Genomic DNA, 26,700 nt, shown 5'->3' on the forward strand with positions numbered 1-26,700 from the left:
CTTCTCCCCTTGTGGGAGAAGGAGGGGCCCATTGCGTCAGCAATGGGAGGATGAGGGGAGCGACCGCGTAGCGGTCGCGGGGGGGGGGGGGGGGGGGGGGGGGGGGGGGGGGGGGGGGGGGGCGGGTGCGATCGCGGTCAGCATCAGCAGCATTCCCCAGGCGACGACGATCATCGGGATCAGCGCAGGGATCGCCGGCCAGGCCCAGGCGCGCAACCCGGCGACCATGGCGCCGATCAAGGTGATCCCGATCCCGCCCCAGCGCACGCCGCTGGCGACGCCACGCAGTTCGCGACGATACGCCGCCAACTCGAGCGGGTCTTTCAGGTTGGGCGGCGGGCGGCTTTCCATTCGTCCTCCAGCAACCCCCAGATCAGGCTGTCGCGCACGCCGATATGCGTTTCCCATTCGGCACGCAGCCGGGCTTCGCGCGTGAAACCGAGCCGTTCGAGCACCGCGATCGACGTCTTGTTGTCGGGGTCGGTGTCGGCGAACACGCGCCTTTGCCCTTCCGCGAACAACAGGTCGATCATCGCCGCAACCGCTTCGGTGACGATGCCGCGACCCCAGAAAGCGCGCTTCAGCACATAGCCGATCTCGGTCACCTTGCCCTGCCGCTTTTCATAGCAGGCGACGGTGCCGATCGCGGTGTCGTCGCCCTTCAGCGTGACAGCCCAGGCGCGCCAGGTCGGATCGGCAATGCTTTTTTCCAGCCGCGCGCGGCTTTCGTCCAAGGTCGTGGTCGCTGGATGCGAGCCGTAGGTATTGGCCTCGACGTCCGAATACATCGGATGCAGTGCCTCGGCGTCTTCGATGCGCAGCGGACGCAGCACCAGCCGCTCGGTCACCATGACCGGCAGCATCACGCGCCCAGCGCCTCCACCAGCGCCTTGACCTTCTTCTGCCGCCATTGCGGCAAGGGAGCGACCAGCCAATAGCCCAGGCGATAGGGCTTGGCCTCGCCGATCGCGACGATCCGGCCCGCCGCGATGTCGCGCCGCGCGAGCAATTCCGGCACCGTTGCCCGGCCCAGTCCTTCAGCAGCGGCGTCGATCGCCAATCCGGCATCGGCGACGCGGACCAGCGACACCGCATCGTCGTTGAGGCACCCCGGCCAGGAGATCCGTGTATCGGCACCGCCGCCCGGCCGCTGCACCGTGATCATACCTTCGGATTCGAGCGCTTCGCCCTCATGTTCGCCCGGCCCCTCGCCCCAGCGGATCGCGAGGTCGAGATTGGCCTGGGTGAAATCGAGTTCCTCGTCGGCGGCGATCAGCATGAAGCGCATCTCGCCATCGGCCGCGCTGATCTCGGCGAGCCGCGGCATCAGCCAGCAATGCAGCACATCGCGCGGTGCGGCGATGGTCAGCGACTTGGACGACTGGCCGGCCTGCATCGCGCGGACCGCTTCCTCGAATTGCAGGAAACCCTGGCGCAGCGCGTCGAGCCCAGCTTCGCCTTCGGGCGTCAATTCCAGGCCCTTGGTCGTGCGGCGGAACAGCACCACGCCGAGTGTGTCCTCGAGCGCGCGGATCTGCTGCCCGACCGCAGCCGGGGTCACCGCGAGCTCGTCGGCAGCGCGGGTGAAGGACAGATGCCGGGCCGCGGCGTCGAGCACGCGCAGGCCGTTAAGGGGGAGATGAGTGCGCTTCATCTCGCGTCGCCCCGGCGAAGGCCCAGGCGCGATCACCGGCTGTTCGCCGACCACGCCCTCGCCTTCGACCGAATGCCGCGCGCCGCGGCCGTCAGTGATCACCCAATGCCGTGTCAGCAACTGGACCGTCGCCGGCGATTCATTCTCGATCCGCACATGATAGGCCCAGAACCAGCGACCGCGATCGGGTTCGGATTGTTCGGGCAGGAAGCTGACCGAGACGCGCACGATCACCCCGCGCGTTTCCGCGACATTGGGGAACAGTGCCTTCATCACGTCGCTCACCGCTTGTTCCTCACAAACTGACCGCCTTCAGCGCCCGGTCAAGGTCGTCGATCACATCGTCGGGATCTTCCAGCCCGACGTTCAGCCGCAACATCCCCTCGGTCACGCCCATTTCCAGCCGCCGTTCCTCGCTCACGCCGGCATGCGTGGTTGAGGCAGGATGCGTCATCAGCGAGCGAGAATCGCCGATATTGTTCGAGATGTCGATCAGTTCGAGCGCGTCGAGCAGGCCATGCGCCTGGGTGCGCCCGCCGTCGAGCTCGAACGCGAAGATCGGGCCGGCGGCGTCCATTTGCCGCATCGCCAGATTGTGCTGCGGGTGGCTCGGCAGGCCGGGGTGAAGGATACGCGGCACACGGCCTTCGAGGAAACGCCCGATCTTGAGCGAATTTTCGCTTTGCCGGCGCGCGCGCAGATCGAGCGTCTCGAGCCCCTTCAGCACGACCCAGGCATTGAACGGCGACAGCGTCGGCCCGGTATTGCGGGTGAAGGCGAGCAAGGTGTTCTCGATGAACTCCTCGCTGCCGCACACCGCGCCGGCGAGCACCCTGCCCTGCCCGTCCATCAGCTTGGTCGCCGAATACGCGACGACATCGGCACCGAAATCGAGCGGGCGCTGCAGCACCGGGGTGGCGAAGGCGTTATCGACCACCGAGACGATGCCGCGTTCCCGGGCGATGCCGCACACCGCCTCCAGGTCGACCACATCCATCGTCGGGTTGGCCGGCGTTTCGAAGAAATAGACCTTGGTCTCGGGCCGGGTCGCATCGATGAATTGCTGCGGATCGCGCGCGTCGATCACCGTCGTCTGGATGCCGAATTTGGGCAGTAAGGTATCGACCAGCCAGCGGCACGACCCAAAGGCTGCGCGGCCGGCGACGACATGGTCGCCGGTCTGCAGCTGGCACAGCAAAGCGGCCGTCATCGCAGCCATGCCCGTCGCCATCGTCCGGCACGCCTCGGCCCCTTCGAGCAGGGCGATGCGCTCTTCGAGCATCTGCACCGTCGGGTTCTGCAGGCGCGAATAGGTCATGCCCTGCTGCTCGCCGGCGAACCGCGCGGCGGCATCGCCCGCGCAATCATAGGCATAGCCCGAGGTCAGGAAGAGCGCTTCGGACGTCTCCCCGAATTCCGACCGCGCCGTTCCGCCGCGCACCGCCTGGGTGGCGGGGCGCCAGTTTTGCGTGATCGAGCGGTCTTGTCCGGTACGGCGTTTCATCGTTGCGGGCTTTGCGGCGAGCGGGGGGCGCAGGTCAAGGGTAACAGTCCCTCTCCCGTTGGGAGAGGGAAGGAAGCGCGAAGCGCCGGGAGGGTGAGGGCAGCGACTTGCCCCTGCCCTCACCCCTCGCCGCTACGCGGCTCGACCCTCTCCCATTGGGAGAGGGTTTTCACGCGAACGCCGGCGCCGACTTCAAATGCTGGTACGCCGCGATCACTTCCTGCAGCGCCTTTTCCATGCTGCGATCGCCGCCGTTGCGGTCGGGATGGAATTTGCGCACCAGCTCCGAATAGCGCTGCCGCAGCCCGCGGCGATCGGTGTCCTGATCCAGCCCCAACACGCTCAACGCTCGGCGATCGGCGCCGGACAAAGGCTTGCCGTCCTGGCGCTGGCGCTCGTTCGCCATTCGCTCGCGGAAGCGCGCGCCGATCGCGTCGAGCGGGTCGCTGAAATCGGCCCAGCGCGGCGGACGGTCGGCGCCATTGGCGGCAAAGGCGCGCGTCTCGCGTTCCCAGCCGGCATAAGGCCGCTGCGCCTCGTGGATCTCGTCGGGGCTCATGCCGTTGAAGAAATTGTACCGCGAATTGAAGGCGCGGACATGGTCGAGGCATAGCCAGCGATACTCGGCCGGCCCGTCGCGCCCCGGCGGCGCGCCCTCCAGCGGCGGCGCGCGGAACTCGCCCGCCTGGTCGCATCCCGGCTCCGCGCACAGCCTTCCCGTCCCCGCCACACGGCCGTGGAAGCGGGTGTTGGGTCGGTCGTGCGGGGGCGTGCGAGCCACGGTGTCTCCGGCGGAAAAAGGGTCCTATATAAGAACGATGACCGACACCGCTACCGGCCCGCTGGCCGAAATCATCGCCGCTCGTCTGAGCGAAAACCTCACCCCATCGCGGCTCGAGGTGATCAACGACAGCCATCACCATGCCGGCCATATGGGCGACGACGGCACCGGCGAATCGCACTTCACCGTCATCGTCGAAAGCGATCGCTTCGTCGGCCTGAACCGAGTCGCGCGGCAACGGCTGGTGAACCAGGCGCTCGCCGATCTGTTATCCTCGCGTATCCACGCGCTCGCGATCAGGGCGCGCGCACCGGGAGAATGACATGGAGCCTTATCGTTTATGGTATTGGCCCTCGATCCAGGGGCGGGGCGAGTTCGTGCGGCTGGCAATGGAAGCGGCGCACATCCCCTATATCGACTGTGCGCGCGACGAGGGTGTCGATGCGTTGATCGACGACATGAAGGGGCACGATCGCCGCGGCCCCTTCGCCCCGCCCTATCTGTCGATGCCCGGCTTCACCGTCGCGCAGGTCGCCGACATCTTGTTCTTCCTCGCCAGCCGCCACGATTCTGTCGGTCCCACGAATGAGGCGGATCGCTTCTGGGCACAGCAACTCCAGCTGACCGTCACCGACATCGTCGCCGAGGTGCACAACGTCCATCACCCCGTCGCGCTCGACGATTATTACGACGACCAGAAGGACGAAGCGGCGCGCGCGGCCAAGGGATTCCGCGACCAGCGCATCCCCAAATTCCTGGGCTATTTCGACAAGGCCGTACGCCACAATGAGGGCGACTGGGCGGTGGGCACGCGCTGGAGCCATGTCGACACCTCGCTGTTCCAGCTGATCGAGGGACTGCGCTACATGTTCCCCAAAAGGATGACGGCGGTCGAAGGCGACTATCCTGCGCTTATCGCGCTCCACGACCGCGTCGCCGAGCTGCCGGGGGTCGCGGCATACCTCAAAAGCGAGCGCCGCATCGCCTTCAACACCGACGGCATCTTCCGCTATTATCCTGAACTCGACGCGGCGTAGGGTACGGACCCTAAGGCAAACGCAGCGTTTCCGTGAGGACTCTCCCGCTCGACGTCGGGAGCGGTTAAGGATCGCCGCGATGGCCCAACGTATTCCCCGCCCCGCCGCGCGCATCCTGCTGGTCGACCAGCAGGGCCGGCTGCTGATGTTCCGCTTCACGCCCGAGGACGGACGCCCGCCCTTCTGGTGCACGCCGGGCGGCGCGGTCGATCCGGGCGAGAGTTATGAAGAAGCGGCGCGGCGCGAATTGTACGAGGAGACCGGCATCATCGCCGAACCTGGCCCCGAGATCCTGCAGCGAACCGCCGACTTCCTGACGATCGAGGGCGTCGAGGTGACCGCCGACGAGCGCTATTTTCTGGTGCGGACTGACGCGCGCGAGATCGATCCCGCCGGTCATACCGAGCTGGAGCAACGCGTGATGCAGCACTGGCGCTGGGTCGCGCCGCACGAACTTTCCGCGCTCAGCGAGCAATATTTTCCCGAAGATTTGATCGATATCCTGGCAGAGGTGACGGCATGACCAACGACGACCTGATCGACCGCATCATTACGCCCACGACGCACGACCTGGGCGGGTTCAAGGTGCATCGGACGCTGCCGTCCAAGCCGCACCAGATGGTCGGCCCGTTCATCTTCTTCGACCAGATGGGTCCGGCGCATCTCGATATCGGCACCGGCATCGACGTGCGCCCGCACCCGCACATCAACCTGTCGACCGTCACCTATCTGTTCGCCGGTGCGATCGACCATCGCGATTCGCTCGGGACCTTCGCGCGGATCGAGCCCGGCGCGGTCAATCTGATGACCGCGGGGCACGGTATCGCGCATTCGGAGCGCTCCCCCGGCGACGAGCGTGCGCATGGCCCCGAATTGTCGGGCATCCAGACCTGGATCGCGATGCCCGAGGACAAGGAAGAGATCGACCCGGCCTTCGAACATGTCGCCAAGGCCGAGCTTCCGCTGATCGAAGCGCATGGCGCCACCGCGCGGATCATCATGGGCGAATTATGGGGCCAGCGCGCGCCGACCACGACCTATGCCGAGACGATCTATGCCGATATCCTGCTCGCGCCGGGCGCCAGCATGCCGATCGACGCCGGCGCCGACGAACGCGCGGTCTATCTGGCGATCGGCGAGGCCGAGATCGACGGGATGCCGATGGCGATCAACACGCTCTATGTGCTCAAGCCCGGCGTCGCGATGACCCTGCGCTCGGCCGGCGGCGGCCGCGTGATGCTGTGCGGCGGCGAGGCCTTCACGACCGAGCGCCACGTCTGGTGGAATTTCGTCAGCTCGCGCAAGGACCGCATCCAGCAGGCCAAGGAGGACTGGAAAGCCGGCCGCTTCGCCAAGGTTCCAGGCGACGAGAAGGAATTTATCCCGATTCCGGAGATTCCCAAGACGGCGACGTACCCGTGAGCAGCGCAGGCGAGCGTCGGATTTACCTGGTTCGCATTTGAAAGGATGGGATGGCGGGCGGCGGCTATAAAGGCGGGCCAACACCTGAAGGAAAGTTCGGCTGCCTCATTGGCTCGCTGATCGGCGTCCCCACGGGGCATATGCCTGCTGTTGGTCGACGCGCTTGGAGATTGTGTGCCTGATGGCCCGTGTCACCACGGCTTCCTCTTGAACGTGTTGCTCCCATCGGTCGGTATTGCCGTCGTCGTAGGTTTGGCGGCGTGGTGGATCGCGAAAGCGTATCGCCGGAATGCTGGCTGACCTTGCGGAGAATTCGCTCATCCCTTTAGGCGGCAGAACCGGGCACAGCGTTCCTGCCCTTGTCGAATATGCGGTATGGAGGCAGGGTTTCCTCGACAAGAGGAGAGAGTGATGGCGAATCTCGAGCTGCAACGCGTGGCACTACCCACGGGAGTCGAGCTTGACGTAGCGGTAGCGGGCCTGCCGACCAATCCGCCGATCATTCTGCTCCACGGCTTCCCCGAGTCGCATCGCACCTGGCGGCATCAGATCGCCGACTTGGCCGAAGACCATTTCGTCCTCGCGCCCGACCAGCGCGGCTTCGCCAGATCGTCCAAGCCCGAGGGCGTCACGAATTACACCCCCGACAAGCCGGTCGCGGACATGATCGCGCTGGCCGACCGGTTCGATCTCAAGCGCTTCACGCTGGTCGGGCACGATTGGGGTGGGGCGATCGCGTGGATGGCGGCGCTCAACCATCCCGATCGCGTCGCACGGCTGATCATCATCAACGCGCCGCATCCCTTCATCTTCCAGAAGTCGATGTTCGACGACATGGCGCAGCGCGAGGCGAGCCAATATATCCGCGCGTTTCGCAACACCGATCTCGAAAAGCATATCGACTCGATCGGCCTGTCGGCGTTCTTCGACGGCAGCTTCATGCGCCACACCGACTTCGAGAAAGTGAAGGACGAAAAGCCCATCTATCTCGAGCAATGGGGCCAGCCCGGCGCGATGACCGCGATGCTCAACTGGTACCGAGCGAGCACGCTGCTCGTGCCGGCGATGGACGAAACGCCCGAGCGGCCAGCGTTCCTCGACGGACCCTTCCCGCCGCTCAAGGTACCGACATTGGTGATCTGGGGGCTAGGCGACAAAGCGTTGTTGCCGGTGCAGCTGGAGGGCCTCGAGGCGCTGGTCCCCGATCTGACGCTCGAGAAACTGGAGGGCGTGGGACATTTCGCCCCCTGGGAAGCGCCCGAGAAGATCACCGGCGCGATGCGCGAATGGCTTGCCGACCACGACGGGTGAAAGAAGCCGCCGGGAATGCGCGCTTCTGGCTAAACATAAGACCCCAGGGAATTAGCCGCAGATCGCGCGGAAACCGGCAGCCATGAATTTCGCCATGCGGTCCTTGATCGCCGCGAAGTCATCCGACCGCGCCACGCCGCCGGACAATTTGTCGATCCGGCCGGTGCGCGCGAGCGTGAGCATCAGCGCGCCGGTCACGAAATGGTATCCCCAGAAGATGTCGGCCTCGGCGCAATCGGGAAGCGCCTTCTTGAGCAGATCGATCAGTCGCAGCACGACGGGATCGAAATGCTTGTCCATCAATTCGGCACCCCATTCGGGTGTATTGGCGACCTGGGCGCCCAGCTTGGCATAGTTCCGCCACCCCTCCCCGCCATTGCTGTAAAGGTCGAGATCGGTGTCGAGAAAGGCGTGCAGCGCGCCTTCCACGGTAGGCTTACCGCCGCATGACGCTTCGTAATCGTCGAGCACTTTCATCCTGAGGTCGCGCGTCACGACCGCCCGGCGCGCAAACACCGCATCGAACAGCGCCTTCTTGTCCGCGAAATAGTAATTGAGCAACGTGTGGTGGACGCCGACCTGCTTGGCGACGTCTTTCAGCGTGGTGCCGTAGAGCCCGTGCTGCGCGAACAGCCCCTCGGCGGCGTCGAAAATCTGCTCCATCGTCTCCGCGCGTTGCTCGGCCTTGCGCGACCGGCGCGGTGGTGGGGTGGTCTTGGTCACGATCATGGTCCTTCCAGCCTCATCCACCAGCGTCAAGCACTTCGCAGCATCCAATAATATTCACCCTCTTGATAATGTATATGTTGACTCCCGTCGCTGCTTCCCACCATCATGCGGGACAACGGGCAAAAGCCGGGGAGAGGAAATTGGACTTTCTGACGGCACTCGGTCGGCCGCGCGCCCGCGCCCGCTATCGCGCACCTCTCCGGCGGGTTCGGTAATGGCCACGACGATCGCGACGGCGCCCTCCCCTGCCCCCGCCACATCGGCCCGGGCGTGGCTCATGCTCGGCACGCTGACCTTCGTCTATGTGCTCAATTTCCTCGATCGCCAGTTGCTCGGCATTCTAGCCAAGCCGATCCAGGACGATCTGCACATCACCGACGGCCAGCTCGGGCTGATCGGTGGGCTCTATTTCGCCTTCTTCTATTGCTTCATCGCCATCCCGGTCGGCTGGCTTGCCGACCGGTCAAACCGCATCACAATCGTCGCGCTCGCCTGCGCGATCTGGAGCGGAGCGACCACCGCTTGTGGGCTCGCGGCCACCTATCCGCAACTGGTCGCCGCGCGGATGACGGTGGGATTCGGGGAAGCGGGCGGCGTACCGCCTTCCTACGCGCTGATCACCGACACTTTCCCGCCCGGACGCCGCGGCATCGCCTTCGGCATCTACAATCTCGGACCGCCGATCGGCGCGGCCCTGGGGATCGCGTTCGGCGCGTCGATCGCTGCCTTCTTCCATTGGCGCGACGCGTTCATCGCGATCGGCGCGATCGGCGTCGTCACCGCCATCCTGGTCCGGCTGTTCCTGCGCGAGCCGGCGCGCGGCGCGACCGATCCTGTGGTGCAGGAGGTCTCGGCCAAGGCGCGTTTCTGGCCGACCATCGGCATGTTCTTCACCCATCCGATATTGATGCTCGCCGCGCTGGGCAGCGGCGCGACACAATTCGTCACCTACGGCCTGGGCAATTTCGCGGTGCTGTTCCTGATCCGCGAAAAGGGCATGAGCTTGCAGCAGATCGCGGTGTGGTACGCGATCGTCGTGCTGGTCGGCATGTGCTCGGGGATGCTGGTGTCGGGGCGGGTGATAGACCGCTTCACGCGCCATTCGCGCCGCGTCTATGCCATCGCGCCGGTACTGTCGCTGGTCGTCGCCATGCCCTTCTACGCCGCCTTCGTATGGGCGCCCGGCTGGCCGCTGGCGCTCGTGCTGCTGACCATCACCATGCTGTTCAACTATGTGTACCTCTCCTGTTCGGTCGCGCTGGTGCAGGAGGAAGTACGGCCCGACCAGCGCGTGCTCGCGGGCGCCCTCTTGCTGCTGGTAATGAACTTCATCGGACTCGGGCTCGGGCCGACCTGGGTCGGCGCGGCGAGCGACTGGTTCAAGGCCGCGGGCGATGCGCATTCGCTGCGCACCGCGCTCTACACGCTCGTGCCGGTCTATCCGGTCGCGATCCTGCTCTTCCTCTGCCTCGCCCGCGTGATCCGGGCGCACGAACAAAGGATATCGGCATGACCCGTTTCCCTTCGCTGCTCTCACTCGGCGCAATGCTCGTGGCTGCTCCGGTTTCCGCGCAATCGGGACCGGTGGTCGATGCACCGTCGGGCGCCGTGCGCGGCACGACCGATGGCGACATCCAGGCGTTCAAGGGTATTCCCTATGCCGTTCCCCCGGTCGGCGCGATGCGCTGGCGTCCGCCGGCGCCGATGCAGCGCTGGAAAGGGGTGCGGGAGGCGACCGCCTTCGGTCCCGCCTGCGTCCAGCCGCAGGGCAAATCGGCCTCGGTCTATTCGCCCGCCGCGCCCCTGCCGGTCAGCGAGGATTGTCTGACGCTCAACATCTGGGCGCCGAAGAATGCGAAGAACGCGCCGGTCTTCTTCTGGATTCACGGCGGCGCGCTGGTCAGCGGGTCGAGCCGCGAGGCGACCTATGACGGCCGCAGGATGGCCGAACGCGGTATCATTGTCGTGTCGATCAATTATCGCCTCGGCGTGCTTGGCTGGCTCGCGCATCCGGGGCTTACAGCGGAATCGCCGCAGCACGTGTCGGGCAATTACGGACTGCTCGACCAGATTGCGGCGCTGGGCTGGGTCAAACACAATATCGCGGCGTTCGGCGGCGATGCCAAGAACGTGACGATCGCTGGCGAGTCCGCCGGTGCGCTCAGCGTCATGTATTTGCTCGAATCGCCGCTCGCTCGCGGGCTCTACAGCAAGGCGGTTGCCGAGAGCGGGTACATGATCTCGATGCCCGAGCTGAAGAAAGCGGTCTATGGCGCACCGTCAGGCGAAGCGGCCGGCCAGATGCTCGGTGGCGCGCTCCAGGCGCCCGACATCGCGGCGCTGCGCGTGATCGACGCGCAGACGATCACCGATAGCGCCGCCAAGCTCGGCTATGGGCCCTGGGGCACAGTCGACGGCCTCGTCCTGCCGCAGCAGATGGTCGAGGCGTTCGATCAGGGAAAGCAAGCGCCGGTGCCGCTGCTCGCGGGGTTCAACCAGGGCGAGATCCGCTCGCTGATGATGCTGGCGCCCAAGCCGCCTGCGACGGCGGCCGAGTATGAGGCGACGATCCGCGACCGTTATGGCGACCTCGCCGACGCGTTCCTCAAACTCTATCCGGCGGCCGACTACAAAGAGAGCATCATCGCCACAACGCGCGACGGGCTCTACGGCTGGACCGCCGAACGCATGGTGCGCAAGCAGACCGGGCTTGGTCAGCGTGCCTATCTCTATATGTTCGATCACGGCTATCCGGCGATGGAAGCGGCGGGGCTGCACGCCTTCCACGCCAGCGAATTGCCTTATGTGTTCGGCACGATCGACACGCTCGGCCCCAATTGGCCGAAGATCCCCGACACGCCCGAGGACCAAGCGCTGTCCGATGCGATGCTCGATTACTGGACCAGCTTCGCGCGGAACGGAAATCCGGTCGCGGCCAAGGCGCCGGCCTGGCCGGCCTACGGCACCGCCGGCAACTATATGCACTTCACAGCGAAGCCCGAGCCGAGCAAGGATCTGATGCCCGGCATGTTTGCACTCAACGAGGCGGTGATGTGCCGCAAGAAGGCGACCGGCAAGATCGGCTGGAACTGGAATGTCGGCCTGGCCGCGCCCAAGCTCCCGCCTAAGGTCGCCGGTTGCGAATGATTGGGCGGGACTTCAGCGCCCTATAGCGACGGCGGGGATCTTCCCCGCCTCGTAATCCGCGCGCAGCCGATTTTTGTCGATCTTGCCCGAGGCGGCGAGCGGCATCGCCGCGATCTCGGCGACGCGATCGGGGATCCACCAATCGGCGACTTTGCCACGCAGCAGGTCGAGCAACACGCGCGCATCGGCCTTGCCGTCGCTTTCGACGATCAACACCGGCCGCTCGCCCCATTTGGCGTCGAACCTCCCGATCACCGCGACATGGCGCACTGTCGGATGCGTGCCGACGATCGCTTCGATCTCATTGGGGTTGATCCACTCGCCGCCAGACTTGATCAGATCCTTGCCGCGTCCGCAGATCGTGAGATTGCCCGCAGCGTCGATCGTCGCGAGGTCGCCGGTGTCGAAATACCCCTCGGCATCGAGGGCGTCGCTGTCGGCACGGAAATAACGGTCGATCACGCTCGCGCCCTTGACCTTGAGATGTCCCTGGACGCCGCGCTGCTCGGGCAATGTCGCCCCGTCGGCATCGGTCAGCTTGAGATCGAGCCCGATCGGCGGTCGCCCCGAACCACGGGCGGGATCGGTCGTGCCGGGCGACGCGATCGTGCCCACCGGCGACAGCTCGGTCATTCCCCAACTCGTCTGCACTTCGGCACCGAGTTTGTCCTCGAGCCGCCGGATCAGCGCGTCGGGACAGGTCGAGCCGCCGATCACCACGCGTTTCAGGCTGGGCAAGGCGATCCCGGTCGCCTCGACATGGTCGGCGAGCGCCAGCCATACCGTCTGAACGCCTACCGCCACGGTCACGTCCTCATCGCGAATCAATCGCGCCAGGCTCGCGCCGTCGATCACCCGCCCCGGCAGGACCAGCTTGGTACCCGCCGCGGGCGCCGCGAACGGTAGTCCCCAGCCATTGGCGTGGAACATCGGCACCGCGAGCAGCAGGACATCGCGCGCCGTCAGGGCGATCGCATCGGCTTGAAGCGCGCGGAGTGTGTGGAGGTAATTCGAGCGGTGGGTGTAGACCACACCCTTGGGACTGCCGGTCGTGCCGGACGTGTAGCAGAGCCCCGCCGCCAGAATCTCGTCGAACCCGCCCCACGCCACCTCGACGCCGTGCGTGCCGAGCAGCGCGTCGTGGCCCCAGACACTTACGTCCGCCCGGCCAACAGCGGCGATGTCGAAGGCCGGGCTGTCGAGCACGACGACATGCTCGATCGATCGGCACCGTGCGACCAGCTCGCTCGCAAGCGGTAGCAGGTCGGCCGCTACCGCCAGCACGCGATCCTCGGCGTCATCGATCATCGCGGCAAGATGCGCGGCGGTCAGCCGCGGATTGAGCGTGTGGCAGACCAGCCCGATCCCCATCGCGGCATAATAGAGTTCGAGATGATGCGGCGTGTTCCAGGCGAGCGTCGCGACGCGGTCGCCCTGGTTCAGGCCGATCGCCGTAAGCGCGCCCGACATCCGGTTGCTGCGCTCCCTGAGCCCGGCATAGGTCTCGCGCGCGAGCACATGGCCCGCTTCAGCGCCAACGACCTCACGATCATGGAACCACTTGGCGGCGTGATCGAGGAACTTGTCTACCGTCAGGCCGTAGGATTGCATGACACCTGGAGAGAAAGCGGGGAAAGAAAGGCCGGACGCCGCGATCGCGCGCGCACGTCCGGCCAGGCTGGGAATCAGAAAGTCTTGAGCACCTTGAGCCCGTATTGGCGCGGGGCTCCGGCGAAATAGAGCCCGCTATTGAGCGCGGCGACATAATGCTGGTTGGTCAGGTTGGTGCCATAGGCCGTGATCGTCCAGCTGCCCTTGGCGTAAGCGAGCTGGGCATTGAGGATCTTGCGTGCGTCGAGCAGGTCGCCACGGTTCGTGTTCTGGAACAGGGTCGCCCATTGGCTGCCGACATAACCGAAATTGGCGCGCGGTGTGATCGAGCTGCCGTCGGGCAGCTTGAAGGTATATTCGCCGCTGACGTTGAACGTGACGTTGGGCGCATAGGTCTGGCGCCGGCCGGCCAGGTTGATGCAGTTGGTGGCTGCGGCCGTGCCACCCGTGATCGGGTCGCACGCCCCGGTGGCGGCGATGCGCGGATCGCTTGCGTAGAACGAGCCGAGTTCGCTGTGCAGGACGTTGACACCGGCATCGAACTTGAAGCCGCCGACGGTAACTTCCGCCTCCGCCTCGAACCCATAGATCTTGGTGCTGTCGGGAACGTTCAGCTCGATTCCGAACGTGGGGAAGGTCGGGTAACCGATGATGACCTGGAAGTTCTTATAGTCGTTGTAGAAGCCGGTGACCGTGGTGCGGACATGCCCGCCCGCCCAATTGGCCTTCCAGCCGGCTTCGTAGGAGGTGATCTTCTCCGGCTTGAACGGAGCGGGCGCGCCCAGCCCGACCGGCACGTTGAGCCCACCAGGACGGAAGCCGGTGGCGACGAAGCCATAGAGGAACTGGTCGGCATTCACTTTCCAGCCGAGCGATGCCTTGTAGGAGAAGTTGTCGGACGACACGGTCTGCACCTGGCTGATCGGCAGGCCATATTGCTGGACGTTGACGTAATTGGTCGACCGGCTGGCGGTATAGCGGCCACCAAGTTCGACCTTCAGGCTCGGCGTGATCTGGAAGCCGACCTGGCCGAACGCCGCAAGGTTACGCTCCGGATTGCGACCGGTCAGCTGGTAGAGGCACGCATTGACCGTGGTGACCGGATAACAGACGTTGATCGTGAAATTGCTGAACGGCTTCGGGAAGAAATAGGCGTTCCACATCCCAAACCCGCCGATCAGCCACGTAAAGCGCTGATTGTCCGGCGAGATGATGTTGAATTCCTGGCTGAACTGGGTCTCCTCCACCTTGTCGAAGAAGCTCCAGTTCTTGATCGCGCCGGTAGTCGGATCGACGATGTTCGATGCCGTGCCGTCGAGGTCGGCGCGGTAGAGAGTGGTGCCGTTCTGGAATCCGGTGACCGACCTGAATTTCACGCCGCCGGTCGTGTCATATTCCAGTTTCAGCACCGATCGCACGAACGTGTCGCGCGCATCCTGCGGCGCGTTGAGCTGGATGTCGTAGAGATCGCGCTTGTACGCGGGATAGGCGTTGCTGTGCTGCCAGAAGGGAGAAGCGGGATAGGCGCCCGAATCGAGCGCGTCGAAATCGGTCTTCCATAATGCGGAGAATTGGCTGCTCGGTTTCCACAGGAAGCTCACGCGCCCGGCGAGATAGCCCATCTTGCCGCTGTCATAGGGGTAGGCGCTGCCGCCCGCGCCATGCACATTGAAGAAGCTGTCGCGGCGCTCGGCGAATAACGCGACCCGCGCAGCGAAGGTGTCGCTGATCGGCAGGTTGATCGCGCCCTGCATGCCGGCGTCGTTGTAATTGCCGTAATTGGCGTTGAAATAGCCGTGGATCTCGCCCCCGACGATCGGATCGTTGGTGTTGACGAACACCGCGCCGCCGGTCGAATTCTGGCCGACGATCGTCCCCTGCGGGCCGCGCAGCACCTGGATATTGGCGACGTCGAAATAGGGCTCCATCTGGAAATAGCCCGGGAAGGTCGGCACGCCGTCGCGATAGGTGATCACGCCGGTCGTCGTCTGGGTGTTGTGCTCGGCCTTGCCGATGCCGCGGATGTTGAAGTCGTTGCCCTGGCCGAAATTGTTCACCACCACGCTCGGCATCGCGAACTGCAGCGCATCGACATTGGCGACGCCCTTATTGCCCAGATCGGTGCCGCTCAGCACCGACGCCGATACCGCGGTGGTCATCAGGTCTTCGCTGCGGCGCTGCGCGGTGATGACGATGTCGCCGGGCAGGTTGCTATTGTCGGTGGCGGCCTGGCTATCGTCCTGCGCCGCCGCCGCGGGTGTCGACTGGGGAGCCGTTTGGGCAGCAGCGCTGCCACCCCAGGCAAAAGCGAGCGCGGATGCACCGAGCCACAATGCACGAGCCTTCATTCAATCCTCCCACCAATCAATCACGCTCTCCGGCGCCGATGACGGGAAACTGCCGCAAAGCGCGGCTACTAGCAATACTAATTCACACAATAGTGAATAACGATACTTTAGCGTGAAAACGGGCGGGGCCGGCCAAGCCGGTCGATCGTTTGTCGTGCTGAATCGACCGATACGCTCTGCCCATCGCCGCCGAATCGATTGGCCGAGAATCACAAAAGCCGCGGACGTCAGCGACGTCCGCGGCTTTCGATGGTGGGCGTGGCAAGGATTGAACTTGCGACCCCTGCGATGTCAACACAGTGCTCTACCACTGAGCTACACGCCCACGGGGAGGGGGCCCTGTAGCGGCGCTTCCGCCGCTGTGCAAGCGCCGAAACTCTACAATCCGCCGTTGGCGCTTTCGACCTCGAACAAGCGGTCCACCTCCAGCACCAGATCCCTGAGATGGAACGGTTTGGACAGCACGCGGGCATTGGGCATCTGCTTGCCGGCGCGCAGGGTCACGGCGGCGAAGCCGGTGATGAACATGACGCGCATATCGGGCGCGATCTCCGACACTTTCTGCGCCAGTTCGATCCCGTCCATCTCGGGCATGACGATGTCGGTCAGCAGCAAGTCGAAATGCTCGGTCTCGATCAGCGGCAGCGCGGCGGTGCCGCGGTCGACGGCGGTGACGGCATAGCCCGACCGTTCCAGTGCGCGCGTCAGATATTCGCGCATCACCGAATCGTCCTCGGCCAGTAGAATCCTGATCATGCCCGTCCGTTGCCCTGTGTCCCGCCAAGGTCTTTTATGCCCTAAGGGTTTAAGATTTTCCAGCGTCGCGCGGCGATTGCCCCAAGACGGCACGACGAGTAGATTTGCGCGTATGGCCGCTCCCTCGTTCGACCGCGTCGGACCAATCCCGCCGGACAGCCCGGTAATCCTGTCGGTGCCGCATGCCGGGCGCGATTATCCACTCCAGCTGCGCGCCGCCGCCGCCGTGCCGGTGGCGTCGATGCTGGCGCTAGAGGATCGCCATGCCGACGACGTCGCGCTCACCGCGCGGATCGACGAGACTGTGTTCGTCCAGCGCCGCGCGCGCGCCTGGATCGACCTCAACCGCGGCGAGGACGAGCGCGACCCGCTGATCGACGACGGTGCGCGGCCGATCCCGGCCGGTGCCGCGGCGACAAAATTGCGCAGCGGGCTGGGCCTGGTGCCGCGGCGGTCGGCGCCCGGCGTCGCGATCTGGAACCGGCGCCTGGGCGACGACGAAGTGCGGCAGCGCATTACTCAGGATCACCGCCCCTATCATTCGGCGCTCGCCGACGCGCTGGCGGCCGCGCGCGAGCGGTTCGGGGCCGCTTTGTTGCTCGACGTGCATTCGATGCCGCCATTGCCGGGCGGTGCCGCGGCGCGCGTGGTGATCGGCGATCGCTTCGGCCGCAGCGCGGGCGGGCGGCTGGTCCATCGGCTGGAAGGCGAAGTCATCGCCGCCGGGCATCGCGCGGCGCTCAACACGCCCTATCCCGGCGGCTATATCCTGTCGCGCCATGGCCGCCCCGACCAGCATATCCATGCGATCCAGATCGAGATCGACCGGCGGCTCTATCTCGATGCCGGTTTGACCGCACCGGGCAAGGGTTTTGCCGGTACCGCCGCTCTGCTGCGCCGGATGATCGATGCCGCCACCGATGAATTGCTGACCGGCGGGCTGGCGCTGGCGGCGGAGTGAGTGGGCGGGGGAAACGACAGCCCCGGATTGGTCGCTAGCGACCAGTAGCGGACATCGGCCATATCGCGCATAGTCTCGCTATGTATGACGCCGACTTAAGGCAGCCGACGCGACTGTGGTCACTTGCCATCTACTCATTCTATGTCGTTGCGATCGTGCCGGGCTCGTTCCTTGCTTACATCGGCATAGGCTGGATGGATGCCTATGAGCGAGGCTGGCGCACCCAAGTTGCCGCTGCTGCTCTTGCCGCCGCCTGGATCCCATTGGCCTTGGGAGTTGCGTTCTGTTGGAAGGCAGTACGAGCCGGAAGTAGACCGATTTTCTTGCACGGGGTTGGATTCGTACTGCTTACAGTGGGCTTTTACGCCGTCCCCCTTGTGTGGGGCGGCCGCATGTTGATTTAATCCGCTGCCCACCCAATAGCGGCCTCATGCCAGCAGCCCGACCGATCTCGCCCACCCCATAAAAAAACCACCTCGGGCAAACGCCCGAGGTGGCCAAGGTTCAGGGAGGAGACACGCTCGAAAGCGTGTCTGCACGACCTCGCGAAAGGGGGGACACGAAGCCGTACTCCAGCAACATAGGTCGATGAGATTACCGTTTCAAGACTCGGACTTGAACGTTCTCACCGAAGAATTTCAACCATTTCGGACCGATTCCGGTGCCATCCCGCCAGGCACGGCGTGCGCGACGGCATATGCCGCGGCGACATGCCGCAGAAAGGCATGGCCGAGGCCCTGCCGCCTGTGCCGGCCTCGCCGCGCACCAGGGTGACGAGGACCAACGCGGTCCTCGTCATGAAGGAGGTGTCAGGCAACCAGCTGCGGCGCCGGCATCAGTCCCAATTGCATCTGACGCGTGAAGATCTCGCGCATCACCGACAGCGAGAACATATGCGCGTAGATCAGCGGCAGCAGACCCGACTGGGTCATCTTGCGCAGCTGGTCGCCGCGCAGCTCGTTGAGCTTCTCTTCATTGACCATGCGGAAGCCCGAATAGACGAACGGCTTGTCGGCGCCGTCCGGCTGGATCGTCACTTCGCCGTCCATCAGCAGATCGAGCTCGCGCAGCTCGTTCATGAACGCCGCGGTGCGCGCGCCGGCTTCTTCGAACTGCTGGTTGAACTCGAGGATGTTCTTGGTGACCTCGGTCGGCGCGCCATCGGCGAACAGCGGCTCGCCGTCGTCGAACGCGCCGATCGTTTCCGAGCTCGGATCGAAGCACAAGGTCAGCTCTTCGGCTTCCGGGCGCAGGCGCGCGAGCAGATACGGATAGCGCCGGATATAGGCCGGGACATAGGTATAGGGCTCGCGCAGCTGGCCCTTCTCGTCGATGAAGACGTTGACCCCTTCGTTGAGGCCCATCAGCGCCAGCGGCACGCCATCGTCGCCTTGCGAGAAGACGATCGGCAGGTTGCGCTGCGCCATCGGGAATTCGTCAACCGTCAGCGGAATCGCGTGCTGGTTGGCCAGGAACGGCGCGCCGTTGGACGGGCGGATGCGGAAATTGCCGTGCTGCTCGCTCGACAGCGGTTCGAGCGAATTATAAAAAAGCGGAAGCGACTGCGGCGCGCTGGCCATTACCCTACTCCAATCGAATCTCTTGAACGCGGCTCCCCCAAGAAGCCGCACGTGGCCGTGCGCCCTAAGGGGTGGCGCCGTCGGGCGCAAGGGTAACGAGCTTCCCCGGATTCATCAATTCGCGCGGATCGAACGCGCTTTTGATCGCCCGCAGCGCCATCATCCGCGCCGGCGAGGACAGCCGCGCCAGCTCGTCGCGCTTCAACTGGCCGATGCCGTGCTCGGCCGAAATCGATCCGCCCGCGGCGACGACCAGATCGTGGACGAAGGCCGAGATGACATGGCCCTCCTCCTCATACCAGCTCGGGCCGTCGGTGCCGACCGGCGCCCGCACGTGGAAATGGACGTTGCCATCGCCGAGATGGCCGAACCCGGCCGCGTGCGTTCCGGGGAAGCGCGCTTCCACCGTTCTCGCACCTTCGGTAAGGAAGCGCGGCATGCCGGCGACCGGCACCGAGATGTCGTGCTGCAGCGCGGGCCCCTCGGCACGCGACGCCTCCGGAATGGTTTCGCGGATTTTCCACAAGGCGTCGGCCTGCGCCTCGCTCGCCGCGACGACCGCATCCTCGACCTCACCCGCCGCGAGCGCGTCGCCGATCAGCCGTTCGAGCAAAGCGGCCGGTGATTCGTCGGCTGGCGCCGCGCGCGTCGCCTCGATCAGGACCTGCCAGCCATGATTACCGCCCAACGGCGCGCGCGTGCCGGGGAAATGGCGGATCACCGCGTCGAGGAAGCTTTGCGGAATGATCTCGAAGCTCTCGACCGCCTGCGTCGCGCCCTGCAGCCGCCGCAACAGCGCCAGCGCGCGCTCGGGATCGGCGAGCCCAACCCAGGCCACTGCGCGGTCGAGGATCGCTGGAACCAGCCGCAACGTGGCCGCGGTGATCACCCCTATCGTGCCCTCCGCCCCTATCAGCAACTGGTTGAGATCGTAGCCGCGATTGTCCTTCTTGAGCGCGGCAAGCCCGTCATGGAGCGACCCGTCGGGCAGCACCGCCTCGACGCCGGCGACCAGCCCGCGCATCGTCCCGAACCGCAGCACTTGCGTGCCTCCGGCATTGGTCGAGGCCAGTCCGCCAATCGTCGCACTGCCCTTTGCCCCCAGGGTCAGCGGGAAACGCATCCCCTCGGCCAAAGCGGCGTCGTGGAGGTTGGACAGGATCACCCCCGCCTCGGCCACCGCCAAAGCGTCGGCCGGCCGCAGCGAGCGGATGCGGTTAAGTCGTCGCGTCGACAGGATCAGCGCCGAGCCATCCGCGGGCGGCGTGGCGCCGGCGACCATCGAGGTATTGCCCCCCTGCGGTACCAAGGCGACGCCGAGGTCGCGTGCCTTGGCGACGACCAATTGCACTCCCGCGACGGCGTCGGGCGCGAGGATCGCCGGGCTGCTGCCGTGAAAACGTCCGCGCCAGTCGGTCAGCCATGGCGCAATGTCCGCGGGATCGGTCACGATCGCCTTGTCGCCCAGCGCGGCGCGGACGGCGGCGGTCAACTCGGTCTGTGCGGGTGTCATGGCAGTCGCGCTAGCATGGCGGAGGATGCGTATCCAATTCATTGCGTGTTCAAATTATGGCTTTACCAAGGCGCGCTTCATGCCGAGTCCGCCCCTTGCCGCCTTTGCCCTGATTGCCTCCGTCGCCGCGGTCAGTACGCCCGCGCCTGCCGGCCAGGTGACGGGCATCGAACTGGCGCAAGTGACGATCCGCGGGCGAATCGTGATCCGCGTCCCCAGCACGTTGCGGGACAGGGTCGCGCCCGCGCCGCAGCTTACACCGGCACGACCGATCAAATGGGCCGAGAAAAAGGGTCCGAAATGCATCGCAGCCGACCAATTGGGCGGAGCGATCGTCGCGGGCGATTATGTCGACCTGGTGCTGCGCGGCGGCGACCGCGTCCGCGCCGAGCTGGACGGCGATTGTTCGGGCCTCGGCTATTATGGCGGTTTCTACGTCAAGCCGTCGGCCGATGGCCAGGTCTGCGCCGGACGCGATTCGATCCGCACCCGCTCGGGCGATCAATGCACGATCAGGAAGTTCAAGAAGCTGGTCGCCAAAAAATAGGCCTTGATGCGCCGGTCGAAACTGGCCCGAGCATCCCCATCCCCATCCCCGCCCCGCACGCACCATACCGCTTCGCCTGAACTTGTCGAAAGGCAACTTGAGGAAGGGGCGAACCAAGAGCGACAGTCTGGCCAGGTTCGCCTTCGTCGATCCGTCCGATGTCGCAAACATAACTCGCTCTTCCGCACTCTCATCAAGCCAGAAAGCTTGACTTTCGGCAACTGATCGGCAAGCGCGCACGTTGTTGGATGGCGCATCTGCGCGCTAACCATTTTTCCGGATTCTTGGATGCCTTTTGCCGACCTCGGCCTTTCAGACGAATTGCTCCGCGCCGTAGGCGAATCGGGCTATACCGAACCGACTCCGATCCAGGCCGCGACCATTCCCAGCGTGCTGATGATGCGCGACATCATTGGTATCGCCCAGACCGGCACGGGCAAGACCGCCGCGTTCGTGCTGCCGATGATCGATATTCTCGGTCATGGCCGCAGCCGCGCGCTGATGCCGCGCAGCCTGATTCTCGAGCCGACGCGCGAGCTCGCCGCGCAGGTCGCCGAGAATTTCGAGAAATACGGCAAGTATCACAAGCTCTCGATGGCGCTCCTCATCGGCGGCGTGCAGATGGGCGACCAGGTCAAGGCGCTGGAAAAGGGCGTCGACGTGCTGATCGCGACTCCAGGCCGGCTGATGGACCTGTTCGAGCGCGGCAAGATCCTGCTGACCCAGTGCAACCTGCTGGTGATCGACGAGGCCGACCGCATGCTCGATATGGGGTTCATCCCCGATATCGAGAATATCTGCACCAAGCTGCCGGCCAATCGCCAGACGCTGTTGTTCTCGGCGACGATGCCGCCGCCGATCAAGAAGCTGGCCGACAAGTTCCTGTCGAACCCGAAAACGATCGAGGTCGCGCGTCCCGCCACCGCCAATATCAACATCACCCAATATGTGGTGCCGGTCAGCAGCACGAGCCACGCCAAGCGCGCGGCGCTGCGTCAGTTGCTCGGCCAGGAAGAGGTCAAGAACGCGATCATCTTCTGCAACCGCAAGACGACGGTGCGCGAGCTCAACAAGAGCCTGAGAGGCTATGGCTTTTCGAGCGGTGAGATCCATGGCGACATGGAGCAGCCGCAGCGCATCGCCGAACTCGAGCGGTTCAAGAAGGGTGAGATCAACATCCTGGTCGCGTCCGACGTCGCCGCGCGCGGGCTCGACATCAAGGGCGTCAGCCACGTCTTCAATTTCGACGCGCCGTGGCATCCGGACGATTACATTCACCGCATCGGCCGCACCGGCCGCGCCGGTGCGACGGGGATCGCCTATACGCTCGCCTCGAGCGCGGATGCCGAGAATATCGAGAATATCGAGAAGCTGACCGGTATGAAGATTCCACGGCTCGAAGGCGGCCCACCGCCCGAAGCCGAGGAAAAGCCCCGCGCCCGCGCTGCCCGTGACGAAAAGCCGAAACGCACGCGCGCCGCGCCGCGCGAGAAAGCTGCCGCCGACGAGACGCCCGAAGCACCGGCGCCGCGCGCGGACAAACCCGCTCGACGCGAAGAGCCGCGCGCGCCGCGGGAAGAAGCACGCCCGCGCCGCGACGATCCTCGCCCGCCCCGCGACGAGCCGCGTGTGCGCAACGACGACCGCCGCCCGCGCCGCGGCCGGGAGCAGGACGACGGTCCGGACGAAGGCTGGAACGGACCGATTCCCGACTTCCTGAACGCGGTCCTGACCCACGATTGAGGCACGCGTGAGCCTGCCCGATTTCATTAGCGTGGTGCCGGTCGAACCGATCGTCAGCCCGTGCGTCAATATCTGCCGGATCGGCAAGGATCGGTTGTGCGAGGGATGCCGCCGCACGATCGACGAAGTCGCGCGCTGGACGAGCATGACTCCAGCGGAGCGTGACCGCATCATGGCCGAACTGCCATCGCGCCAGATCGCGTCGAGTCAGCCCTGAAACGACACGCCCAAGATCACCGCCGCCCGTTCACCGGGAAGCCCATGTTTGCGCATTGCCGCCGCTCGCGACGCGTCTGATGGCGATCGTTGAGACAGGCGCGAAGCCGACGATCCCAATCCGCCTTGCGGTCGACATAGGATTCGTCCCCGCCGGGATGCGGCGCTGGCACCGAAGGTTCGGGAACCCGCGAGCGCGGCACTGGCGATGGATCGCGACGGATGCCGTAGCCGCTTTGCGCCGCGACCGGCGCGGCGAGCGACAGGATGATCGAGGCGACCACAAACTTCATCGCGACACTCCCCCAGCGAACCGCGCCTTCATTCAATGCTCGAGCAGCTGAACGCGACCTGAAGCGCCGCGCGTCACGCCAGCTGGTTGGTCTCCATCAGCGCATCGTCGAGCGCCGAGGCCCGCTTATAGCCCTCTCGCCCGCTCAACCGCTCTGCATAAGCGGTAAAGGCGTCGCGCTTGGGGATCGTGCCGAATTGCGTCCCCCAGATCACCTGGGCGCCGACATAGACATCGGCCATCGTGAAGGCGTCGCCGGCGACGTAGTCATGCTGCGACACCGCGCGTTCGAGCACGTCGATCGTCCGGTCGTAACTGCCATAGCCGAACATCCTGCCCTGCTCGGGCTGGGGGATGAAGCCGGCATTATTGTTGGTCACGGCTTGCTCGACCGGCCCGGCAGCGAAGAACAGCCAGCGGTAATAATCGGCGCGATCGGCGGTCGGTGGCGCCAGGCCGGCATCGGGAAATGCGTCGCCGAGATAGGCGCAGATCGCCGCGCATTCGGTGATGACCTTGCCCTTGTGCTCGATCGCCGGGACCTTGCCCATCGGATTGACCGACAGATAGTCATCGCTTTTCATCGTGTCGGCGTAATTCATCACGCGGACTTCGTAGTGGGCGCCGACTTCCTCGAGCGCCCAGCGTGCGATCCGGCCGCGCGACTGCGGGTTCGTGTACAAGATCAGGTCGCTCATTATTCTCTCCCTAGGAATCCGTGTGTCACGCGTCCGCCGAGTCAGAGCGCCTTCTGGAACAGCGCCAACATGCGCTCCCAGGCGCGGTCCGCCTGCGCCTGGTTGTACACCCTGCTGTCGGGCGGGCACCAGCCGTGCATCGTACCTTTATAGACTTCGATCTCGGCGAGCAGCTTGGCGTCGGCGAACGCTTTCTTCAGCACGTCCTTGTCGGTCGGCGCGCGCTGATCGTCATTCTCGGCGATCGCGATCAGGAAGCTCGCCTTCATCTGCGGGATCAGCGCGTTCGGGCTGTCGGGCTTGTCGCCGACCAGCCCGCCGCCATGAAAGGTGCCGCCCGCGCGATAGCGGTCGGCGCGCGCGGCGACGGTGCGGAACACCATCGGCCCGCCCATGCAATAGCCGGTACTGGCGAGCCCGCGCTTGGTATCGACTTCCTTCTGCGCGTCGAGGAAACTGGTGAACGCCTTGGCGTCGCTGACCGTCCCGGCGGGGGTGAGCTTCTCGACGAACGGCATGATCTTGGCGCGCACGTCGGGCTGGTCGAACGATTGGCCGGGCTTGAGGAACGGCGTCTTGGTCGAACGGTAGAATTGATTGACCACCAAAACGGCATAGCCCGATTGCGCCAACCGCTCGGCCATCTGCCGGAAAGCCGGGCGCAGGCCCATGATATCGGGCCAGATCAGGACGCCGGGATGCTTTCCGGTCGCCGGCGCGACGAAATAGGCGTCCGCCTTCCCCTCGGGTGTGTCGATCACGACATCGCGCCCCTTGATCGCCGCGGCATTGGCCGGAACCGGCAGCACGGCCATCAGCCCCGCGACGCCGGTCATCATGCCGAACTGGCGGCGCGACGGATGGGCAATGCCCAGGAAGCGATCATTGTCCTCAACGGTATGTTCGTCGCACATGGGTCTCTCCCTGGGGTGGCTCGACTCGACCTTATTCTATGGCGATGCGCCGATCCGCGCGAGCCCTGACGCGGTTCAGATCGCCCGCCAGCGCCATGTCCCGTCGCCATGGGTTTCGCGCACCGCGCGTCCTTCGACTTCGAGCCGTTTCAAATGCGCCATCGCCTCGCCGGTCGCCATGCCGAGCACCTCCTGGCCAATGGCGCGCCGGAACAGCCGGCCGAAACAATCGACCACGCGGCGTGGTTCATCGAGAAAGGCTTCGAGCTCGTCGAGCCGCTCGCGATGCTCGCGATCCATGGCATCGAGCCGGACGTGGAGGTTGAGGAACGGGTCGCCGTGGCCCGGCAAGGTCAGTACGTCGGCGGGCACTTCGCGCTTCAATTTCGCGATCGAGTCGAACCATTCGCCGAGCGGATCGGAGTCGGGCTCGGTGATGCCGAGCGAAACGTTCGGGCTGATCCGCGGCAACACCTGATCGCCGGCGATGAATATGCCATTCGCTTCATCGAGCAGGCAGGCATGTTCTGGGCTGTGGCCGGACCCGACGACGATCCGCCACGCCGTCCCGCCGATCGCGATCGTCTCGCCATCGACCAGCCGCCGGTACGACAGCGGCATTGGCCGCACGATCCGCCCGAAATTGGACCAGCCGCGCGCTGCCGCCAGCTCGATCTGCTCGTCGCCCCAGCCGCAGGCGCGGCGGAAGTCGCTGACCTCTTGCGGCGTTTCCGGCCGGGCGTCGGCAACCAGCATCTGCGCGGTCAGCCACTCGCCGCGCGTCATCCACAAGGGCGCCTGGTGGTGATCGCACATCCAGCCGGCGAGGCCGATATGATCGGGATGGAAATGCGTGCCGATCATCCGTGTGACGCGGACGCCGGCAAGCGGCCCCTTGAACACGGCTTTCCACGCCTCTCGCGTCTCGGTCCGATTCATCCCGGCATCGACCAATGCCACGCCGTCGCCGTCATCGATCAGCCAGCAATTGACATGCTTGAGCGGCCCGGGAACATTGAGCCGCACCCAGCGCACGCCCGGCGCGACCTGCATCGCGCCGCCCTCTTCCGGTTCCTTGCCGCCGAACGGATAGGTCAGGCCCTTATGGCTGGTGGGAACGAAGCTCTCGTCGGCGACGAACGCGGCGTCGGGCGTGCGATTGGTTGCCATGATCGGGCGGTAGCAAGTGGGCAGACAGGATACCAGCAAAAGGAAATGATAGCCGTTATGCTATGCGACCGGGATACCGAGTCGTCGAACCTGTGAGCCGCCGGGGATAGAGCGATGGTTGAAACGCCCACGCACCGACCCGTTAATGGGCTAGTGGCCGTGGGCGAATACCTCATCGGTGACGAGCGGGCGCTCAGCCATGCAGGACCGAGACCGCGGCGATCCCACCATGCCAGGTGCCGTCGGTGCCGAGGTCGGCCATGAATGGCTGCATCTGGACCGCCGCCGCACTGTTGCCGACCCCGATGAAGTCGCCTGAGTGGAGCTGTGCGGTAGTGACCCCGGTCAAGGTCAGCTGGTCGCCATTGCCGAGGTCGATCACCGCGTTGCCGCCGACATCGTGGGTAGCGTTGATCACGTCCTGGTAGCTGGCAAAGCCGATCGCGGTGAGGTCGATCTTGTCGGTCCCTGTGACGAAGTCGCCGATACTGTCCTGGCCGGTGCCGTGCGCGAACACGAACTTGTCGGCACCACCGCCGCCGAACAGCGTGTCGTTGCCGCCATAGCCCATCAGCGTGTCGGCACCGCTGCCGCCGGTCAGCGTGTTGGCGCCGTTATTGCCCTGGAGCAGGTGCGACCAGGCGTTGCCGGTCAGGTTGATCGCCGTCGTCGCATTGGCGTCCGATGCCGCCAGCCGCTCGACCTGGGCTGCCGCCGTCAGCGTGTAGCTGACCGTCGCCAGCACGGTATCGGCGGTGCCTTCATT

The 26,700-nt window shown here is 65.3% G+C and carries 26 protein-coding genes, 1 tRNA gene and 1 pseudogene; 11 read left to right on the top strand and 17 right to left on the bottom strand.

Annotation, left to right across the window (positions count from 1 at the left end; all coding sequences use genetic code 11):
* Positions 1-323 precede the first annotated feature (323 nt).
* From AC1DSD_RS21980 to AC1DSD_RS22000, 5 genes and pseudogenes are all read right to left on the bottom strand, one after another.
* Positions 324-863 carry a GNAT family N-acetyltransferase gene (locus AC1DSD_RS21980; protein ID WP_478033129.1) on the bottom strand — a complete coding sequence of 180 codons (540 nt, stop codon included), beginning with the start codon at positions 861-863 and terminating at the stop codon, positions 324-326.
* Positions 863-1,654, bottom strand: a complete 792-nt coding sequence (locus AC1DSD_RS21985) for a LysR family transcriptional regulator (RefSeq protein WP_478033130.1) — start codon at positions 1,652-1,654, stop codon at positions 863-865. Before AC1DSD_RS21985 ends, AC1DSD_RS21980 begins: the two co-directional genes overlap by 1 nt.
* A gap of 15 nt (positions 1,655-1,669) precedes the next feature.
* Positions 1,670-1,927, bottom strand: a pseudogene (locus AC1DSD_RS21990) (ApaG domain-containing protein); the annotation flags it as partial.
* Positions 1,928-1,949: 22 nt separating this feature from the next.
* Entirely contained in the window at positions 1,950-3,158 is a 1,209-nt protein-coding gene (locus tag AC1DSD_RS21995; RefSeq protein ID WP_478033093.1) for a trans-sulfuration enzyme family protein, read from the bottom strand.
* A 169-nt stretch (positions 3,159-3,327) separates the two neighbouring features.
* On the bottom strand, positions 3,328-3,939 hold the full coding sequence (locus AC1DSD_RS22000) for a J domain-containing protein (RefSeq protein WP_478033094.1): 612 nt from the start codon (positions 3,937-3,939) through the stop codon (positions 3,328-3,330).
* A gap of 37 nt (positions 3,940-3,976) precedes the next feature.
* Between AC1DSD_RS22000 and AC1DSD_RS22005 the strand changes: the two genes are divergently transcribed.
* From AC1DSD_RS22005 to AC1DSD_RS22025, 5 genes are all read left to right on the top strand, one after another.
* Positions 3,977-4,261 (top strand): BolA family protein, encoded by a 285-nt coding sequence (locus tag AC1DSD_RS22005; protein ID WP_478033095.1) that lies wholly within the window; start codon positions 3,977-3,979, stop codon positions 4,259-4,261.
* A 1-nt stretch (position 4,262) separates the two neighbouring features.
* Positions 4,263-4,976 carry a glutathione S-transferase gene (locus AC1DSD_RS22010; RefSeq protein ID WP_478033096.1) on the top strand — a complete coding sequence of 238 codons (714 nt, stop codon included), beginning with the start codon at positions 4,263-4,265 and terminating at the stop codon, positions 4,974-4,976.
* Between the two features lie 79 nt (positions 4,977-5,055).
* Entirely contained in the window at positions 5,056-5,499 is a 444-nt protein-coding gene (locus AC1DSD_RS22015; protein ID WP_478033097.1) for an NUDIX hydrolase, read from the top strand.
* Positions 5,496-6,398 carry a pirin family protein gene (locus AC1DSD_RS22020; protein ID WP_478033098.1) on the top strand — a complete coding sequence of 301 codons (903 nt, stop codon included), beginning with the start codon at positions 5,496-5,498 and terminating at the stop codon, positions 6,396-6,398. Before AC1DSD_RS22015 ends, AC1DSD_RS22020 begins: the two co-directional genes overlap by 4 nt.
* A 411-nt stretch (positions 6,399-6,809) precedes the next feature.
* Entirely contained in the window at positions 6,810-7,709 is a 900-nt protein-coding gene (locus AC1DSD_RS22025; protein ID WP_478033099.1) for an alpha/beta fold hydrolase, read from the top strand.
* Positions 7,710-7,760: 51 nt separating this feature from the next.
* Here AC1DSD_RS22025 and AC1DSD_RS22030 read toward each other — a convergent pair whose 3' ends face one another.
* Positions 7,761-8,432: a TetR/AcrR family transcriptional regulator gene (locus tag AC1DSD_RS22030; RefSeq protein WP_478033100.1), complete on the bottom strand. Its 672-nt coding sequence runs from the start codon at positions 8,430-8,432 to the stop codon at positions 7,761-7,763.
* 220 nt (positions 8,433-8,652) lie between these two features.
* On the opposite strand from AC1DSD_RS22030, the gene AC1DSD_RS22035 reads away from it, so the two are divergent.
* Together AC1DSD_RS22035 and AC1DSD_RS22040 are read left to right on the top strand one after the other, a co-directional pair.
* On the top strand, positions 8,653-9,951 hold the full coding sequence (locus AC1DSD_RS22035) for a spinster family MFS transporter (protein ID WP_478033101.1): 1,299 nt from the start codon (positions 8,653-8,655) through the stop codon (positions 9,949-9,951).
* On the top strand, positions 9,948-11,585 hold the full coding sequence (locus AC1DSD_RS22040) for a carboxylesterase/lipase family protein (protein WP_478033102.1): 1,638 nt from the start codon (positions 9,948-9,950) through the stop codon (positions 11,583-11,585). Before AC1DSD_RS22035 ends, AC1DSD_RS22040 begins: the two co-directional genes overlap by 4 nt.
* Before the next feature lie 12 nt (positions 11,586-11,597).
* On the opposite strand, the gene AC1DSD_RS22045 is transcribed toward AC1DSD_RS22040, so the two are convergent.
* The 4 genes from AC1DSD_RS22045 to cpdR form a co-directional block, all read right to left on the bottom strand.
* Positions 11,598-13,196: an AMP-binding protein gene (locus tag AC1DSD_RS22045; protein WP_478033104.1), complete on the bottom strand. Its 1,599-nt coding sequence runs from the start codon at positions 13,194-13,196 to the stop codon at positions 11,598-11,600.
* 74 nt (positions 13,197-13,270) lie between these two features.
* Positions 13,271-15,544, bottom strand: coding sequence for a TonB-dependent receptor (locus AC1DSD_RS22050; protein ID WP_478033106.1), 2,274 nt, complete (start codon positions 15,542-15,544; stop codon positions 13,271-13,273).
* A gap of 250 nt (positions 15,545-15,794) precedes the next feature.
* Positions 15,795-15,869 (bottom strand) — tRNA-Val (locus AC1DSD_RS22055).
* A gap of 53 nt (positions 15,870-15,922) precedes the next feature.
* Complete coding sequence (gene cpdR / locus AC1DSD_RS22060) at positions 15,923-16,300, bottom strand: cell cycle two-component system response regulator CpdR (RefSeq protein ID WP_478033108.1); 378 nt, start codon at positions 16,298-16,300, stop codon at positions 15,923-15,925.
* Positions 16,301-16,412: 112 nt separating this feature from the next.
* On the opposite strand from cpdR, the gene AC1DSD_RS22065 reads away from it, so the two are divergent.
* Positions 16,413-17,261, top strand: coding sequence for an N-formylglutamate amidohydrolase (locus tag AC1DSD_RS22065; RefSeq protein WP_478033109.1), 849 nt, complete (start codon positions 16,413-16,415; stop codon positions 17,259-17,261).
* A gap of 809 nt (positions 17,262-18,070) precedes the next feature.
* On the opposite strand, the gene AC1DSD_RS22070 is transcribed toward AC1DSD_RS22065, so the two are convergent.
* Together AC1DSD_RS22070 and AC1DSD_RS22075 are read right to left on the bottom strand one after the other, a co-directional pair.
* Positions 18,071-18,841 (bottom strand): SapC family protein, encoded by a 771-nt coding sequence (locus tag AC1DSD_RS22070; protein ID WP_478033111.1) that lies wholly within the window; start codon positions 18,839-18,841, stop codon positions 18,071-18,073.
* A gap of 64 nt (positions 18,842-18,905) precedes the next feature.
* Positions 18,906-20,354 (bottom strand): FAD-binding oxidoreductase, encoded by a 1,449-nt coding sequence (locus tag AC1DSD_RS22075; RefSeq protein ID WP_478033113.1) that lies wholly within the window; start codon positions 20,352-20,354, stop codon positions 18,906-18,908.
* A 79-nt stretch (positions 20,355-20,433) separates the two neighbouring features.
* Between AC1DSD_RS22075 and AC1DSD_RS22080 the strand changes: the two genes are divergently transcribed.
* The 3 genes from AC1DSD_RS22080 (at position 20,434) to AC1DSD_RS22090 (ending at position 22,861) form a co-directional block, all read left to right on the top strand.
* Positions 20,434-20,901 carry a hypothetical protein gene (locus tag AC1DSD_RS22080; RefSeq protein WP_478033114.1) on the top strand — a complete coding sequence of 156 codons (468 nt, stop codon included), beginning with the start codon at positions 20,434-20,436 and terminating at the stop codon, positions 20,899-20,901.
* A gap of 288 nt (positions 20,902-21,189) precedes the next feature.
* Positions 21,190-22,644 carry a DEAD/DEAH box helicase gene (locus AC1DSD_RS22085; RefSeq protein WP_478033116.1) on the top strand — a complete coding sequence of 485 codons (1,455 nt, stop codon included), beginning with the start codon at positions 21,190-21,192 and terminating at the stop codon, positions 22,642-22,644.
* A 7-nt stretch (positions 22,645-22,651) separates the two neighbouring features.
* Positions 22,652-22,861 (top strand): DUF1289 domain-containing protein, encoded by a 210-nt coding sequence (locus AC1DSD_RS22090; RefSeq protein WP_478033117.1) that lies wholly within the window; start codon positions 22,652-22,654, stop codon positions 22,859-22,861.
* A 16-nt stretch (positions 22,862-22,877) separates the two neighbouring features.
* On the opposite strand, the gene AC1DSD_RS22095 is transcribed toward AC1DSD_RS22090, so the two are convergent.
* The 5 genes from AC1DSD_RS22095 to AC1DSD_RS22115 form a co-directional block, all read right to left on the bottom strand.
* Positions 22,878-23,153: a hypothetical protein gene (locus tag AC1DSD_RS22095; RefSeq protein WP_478033119.1), complete on the bottom strand. Its 276-nt coding sequence runs from the start codon at positions 23,151-23,153 to the stop codon at positions 22,878-22,880.
* Between the two features lie 73 nt (positions 23,154-23,226).
* Complete coding sequence (locus tag AC1DSD_RS22100) at positions 23,227-23,850, bottom strand: glutathione S-transferase family protein (protein WP_478033121.1); 624 nt, start codon at positions 23,848-23,850, stop codon at positions 23,227-23,229.
* A gap of 41 nt (positions 23,851-23,891) precedes the next feature.
* Positions 23,892-24,764 (bottom strand): dienelactone hydrolase family protein, encoded by an 873-nt coding sequence (locus AC1DSD_RS22105; RefSeq protein ID WP_478033122.1) that lies wholly within the window; start codon positions 24,762-24,764, stop codon positions 23,892-23,894.
* Positions 24,765-24,839: 75 nt separating this feature from the next.
* Positions 24,840-25,934 carry an MBL fold metallo-hydrolase gene (locus tag AC1DSD_RS22110; protein WP_478033123.1) on the bottom strand — a complete coding sequence of 365 codons (1,095 nt, stop codon included), beginning with the start codon at positions 25,932-25,934 and terminating at the stop codon, positions 24,840-24,842.
* Positions 25,935-26,127: 193 nt separating this feature from the next.
* On the bottom strand, positions 26,128-26,700 hold a 573-nt coding region (locus AC1DSD_RS22115; protein WP_478033124.1), incomplete at its 5' end, for a M10 family metallopeptidase C-terminal domain-containing protein.

It is taken from the genome of Sphingomonas sp. P4_D12 (assembly GCF_056401895.1).

Coding starts and splice junctions, on each gene's coding strand:
- AC1DSD_RS22070 (WP_478033111.1), bottom strand. CDS start 18,841: ATGGCCAGCGCGCCGCAGTCGCTTCCGCTTTTTTATAATTCGCTCGAA.
- AC1DSD_RS21980 (WP_478033129.1), bottom strand. CDS start 863: ATGCTGCCGGTCATGGTGACCGAGCGGCTGGTGCTGCGTCCGCTGCGC.
- AC1DSD_RS21985 (WP_478033130.1), bottom strand. CDS start 1,654: ATGAAGCGCACTCATCTCCCCCTTAACGGCCTGCGCGTGCTCGACGCC.
- AC1DSD_RS22040 (WP_478033102.1), top strand. CDS start 9,948: ATGACCCGTTTCCCTTCGCTGCTCTCACTCGGCGCAATGCTCGTGGCT.
- AC1DSD_RS22100 (WP_478033121.1), bottom strand. CDS start 23,850: ATGAGCGACCTGATCTTGTACACGAACCCGCAGTCGCGCGGCCGGATC.
- AC1DSD_RS22020 (WP_478033098.1), top strand. CDS start 5,496: ATGACCAACGACGACCTGATCGACCGCATCATTACGCCCACGACGCAC.
- AC1DSD_RS22075 (WP_478033113.1), bottom strand. CDS start 20,354: ATGACACCCGCACAGACCGAGTTGACCGCCGCCGTCCGCGCCGCGCTG.
- AC1DSD_RS22035 (WP_478033101.1), top strand. CDS start 8,653: ATGGCCACGACGATCGCGACGGCGCCCTCCCCTGCCCCCGCCACATCG.
- AC1DSD_RS22015 (WP_478033097.1), top strand. CDS start 5,056: ATGGCCCAACGTATTCCCCGCCCCGCCGCGCGCATCCTGCTGGTCGAC.
- AC1DSD_RS22005 (WP_478033095.1), top strand. CDS start 3,977: ATGACCGACACCGCTACCGGCCCGCTGGCCGAAATCATCGCCGCTCGT.
- AC1DSD_RS22010 (WP_478033096.1), top strand. CDS start 4,263: ATGGAGCCTTATCGTTTATGGTATTGGCCCTCGATCCAGGGGCGGGGC.
- AC1DSD_RS22095 (WP_478033119.1), bottom strand. CDS start 23,153: ATGAAGTTTGTGGTCGCCTCGATCATCCTGTCGCTCGCCGCGCCGGTC.
- AC1DSD_RS22025 (WP_478033099.1), top strand. CDS start 6,810: ATGGCGAATCTCGAGCTGCAACGCGTGGCACTACCCACGGGAGTCGAG.
- AC1DSD_RS22110 (WP_478033123.1), bottom strand. CDS start 25,934: ATGGCAACCAATCGCACGCCCGACGCCGCGTTCGTCGCCGACGAGAGC.
- cpdR (WP_478033108.1), bottom strand. CDS start 16,300: ATGATCAGGATTCTACTGGCCGAGGACGATTCGGTGATGCGCGAATAT.
- AC1DSD_RS22085 (WP_478033116.1), top strand. CDS start 21,190: ATGCCTTTTGCCGACCTCGGCCTTTCAGACGAATTGCTCCGCGCCGTA.
- AC1DSD_RS22065 (WP_478033109.1), top strand. CDS start 16,413: ATGGCCGCTCCCTCGTTCGACCGCGTCGGACCAATCCCGCCGGACAGC.
- AC1DSD_RS22045 (WP_478033104.1), bottom strand. CDS start 13,196: ATGCAATCCTACGGCCTGACGGTAGACAAGTTCCTCGATCACGCCGCC.
- AC1DSD_RS22080 (WP_478033114.1), top strand. CDS start 20,434: ATGCCGAGTCCGCCCCTTGCCGCCTTTGCCCTGATTGCCTCCGTCGCC.
- AC1DSD_RS22050 (WP_478033106.1), bottom strand. CDS start 15,544: ATGAAGGCTCGTGCATTGTGGCTCGGTGCATCCGCGCTCGCTTTTGCC.
- AC1DSD_RS21995 (WP_478033093.1), bottom strand. CDS start 3,158: ATGAAACGCCGTACCGGACAAGACCGCTCGATCACGCAAAACTGGCGC.
- AC1DSD_RS22105 (WP_478033122.1), bottom strand. CDS start 24,764: ATGTGCGACGAACATACCGTTGAGGACAATGATCGCTTCCTGGGCATT.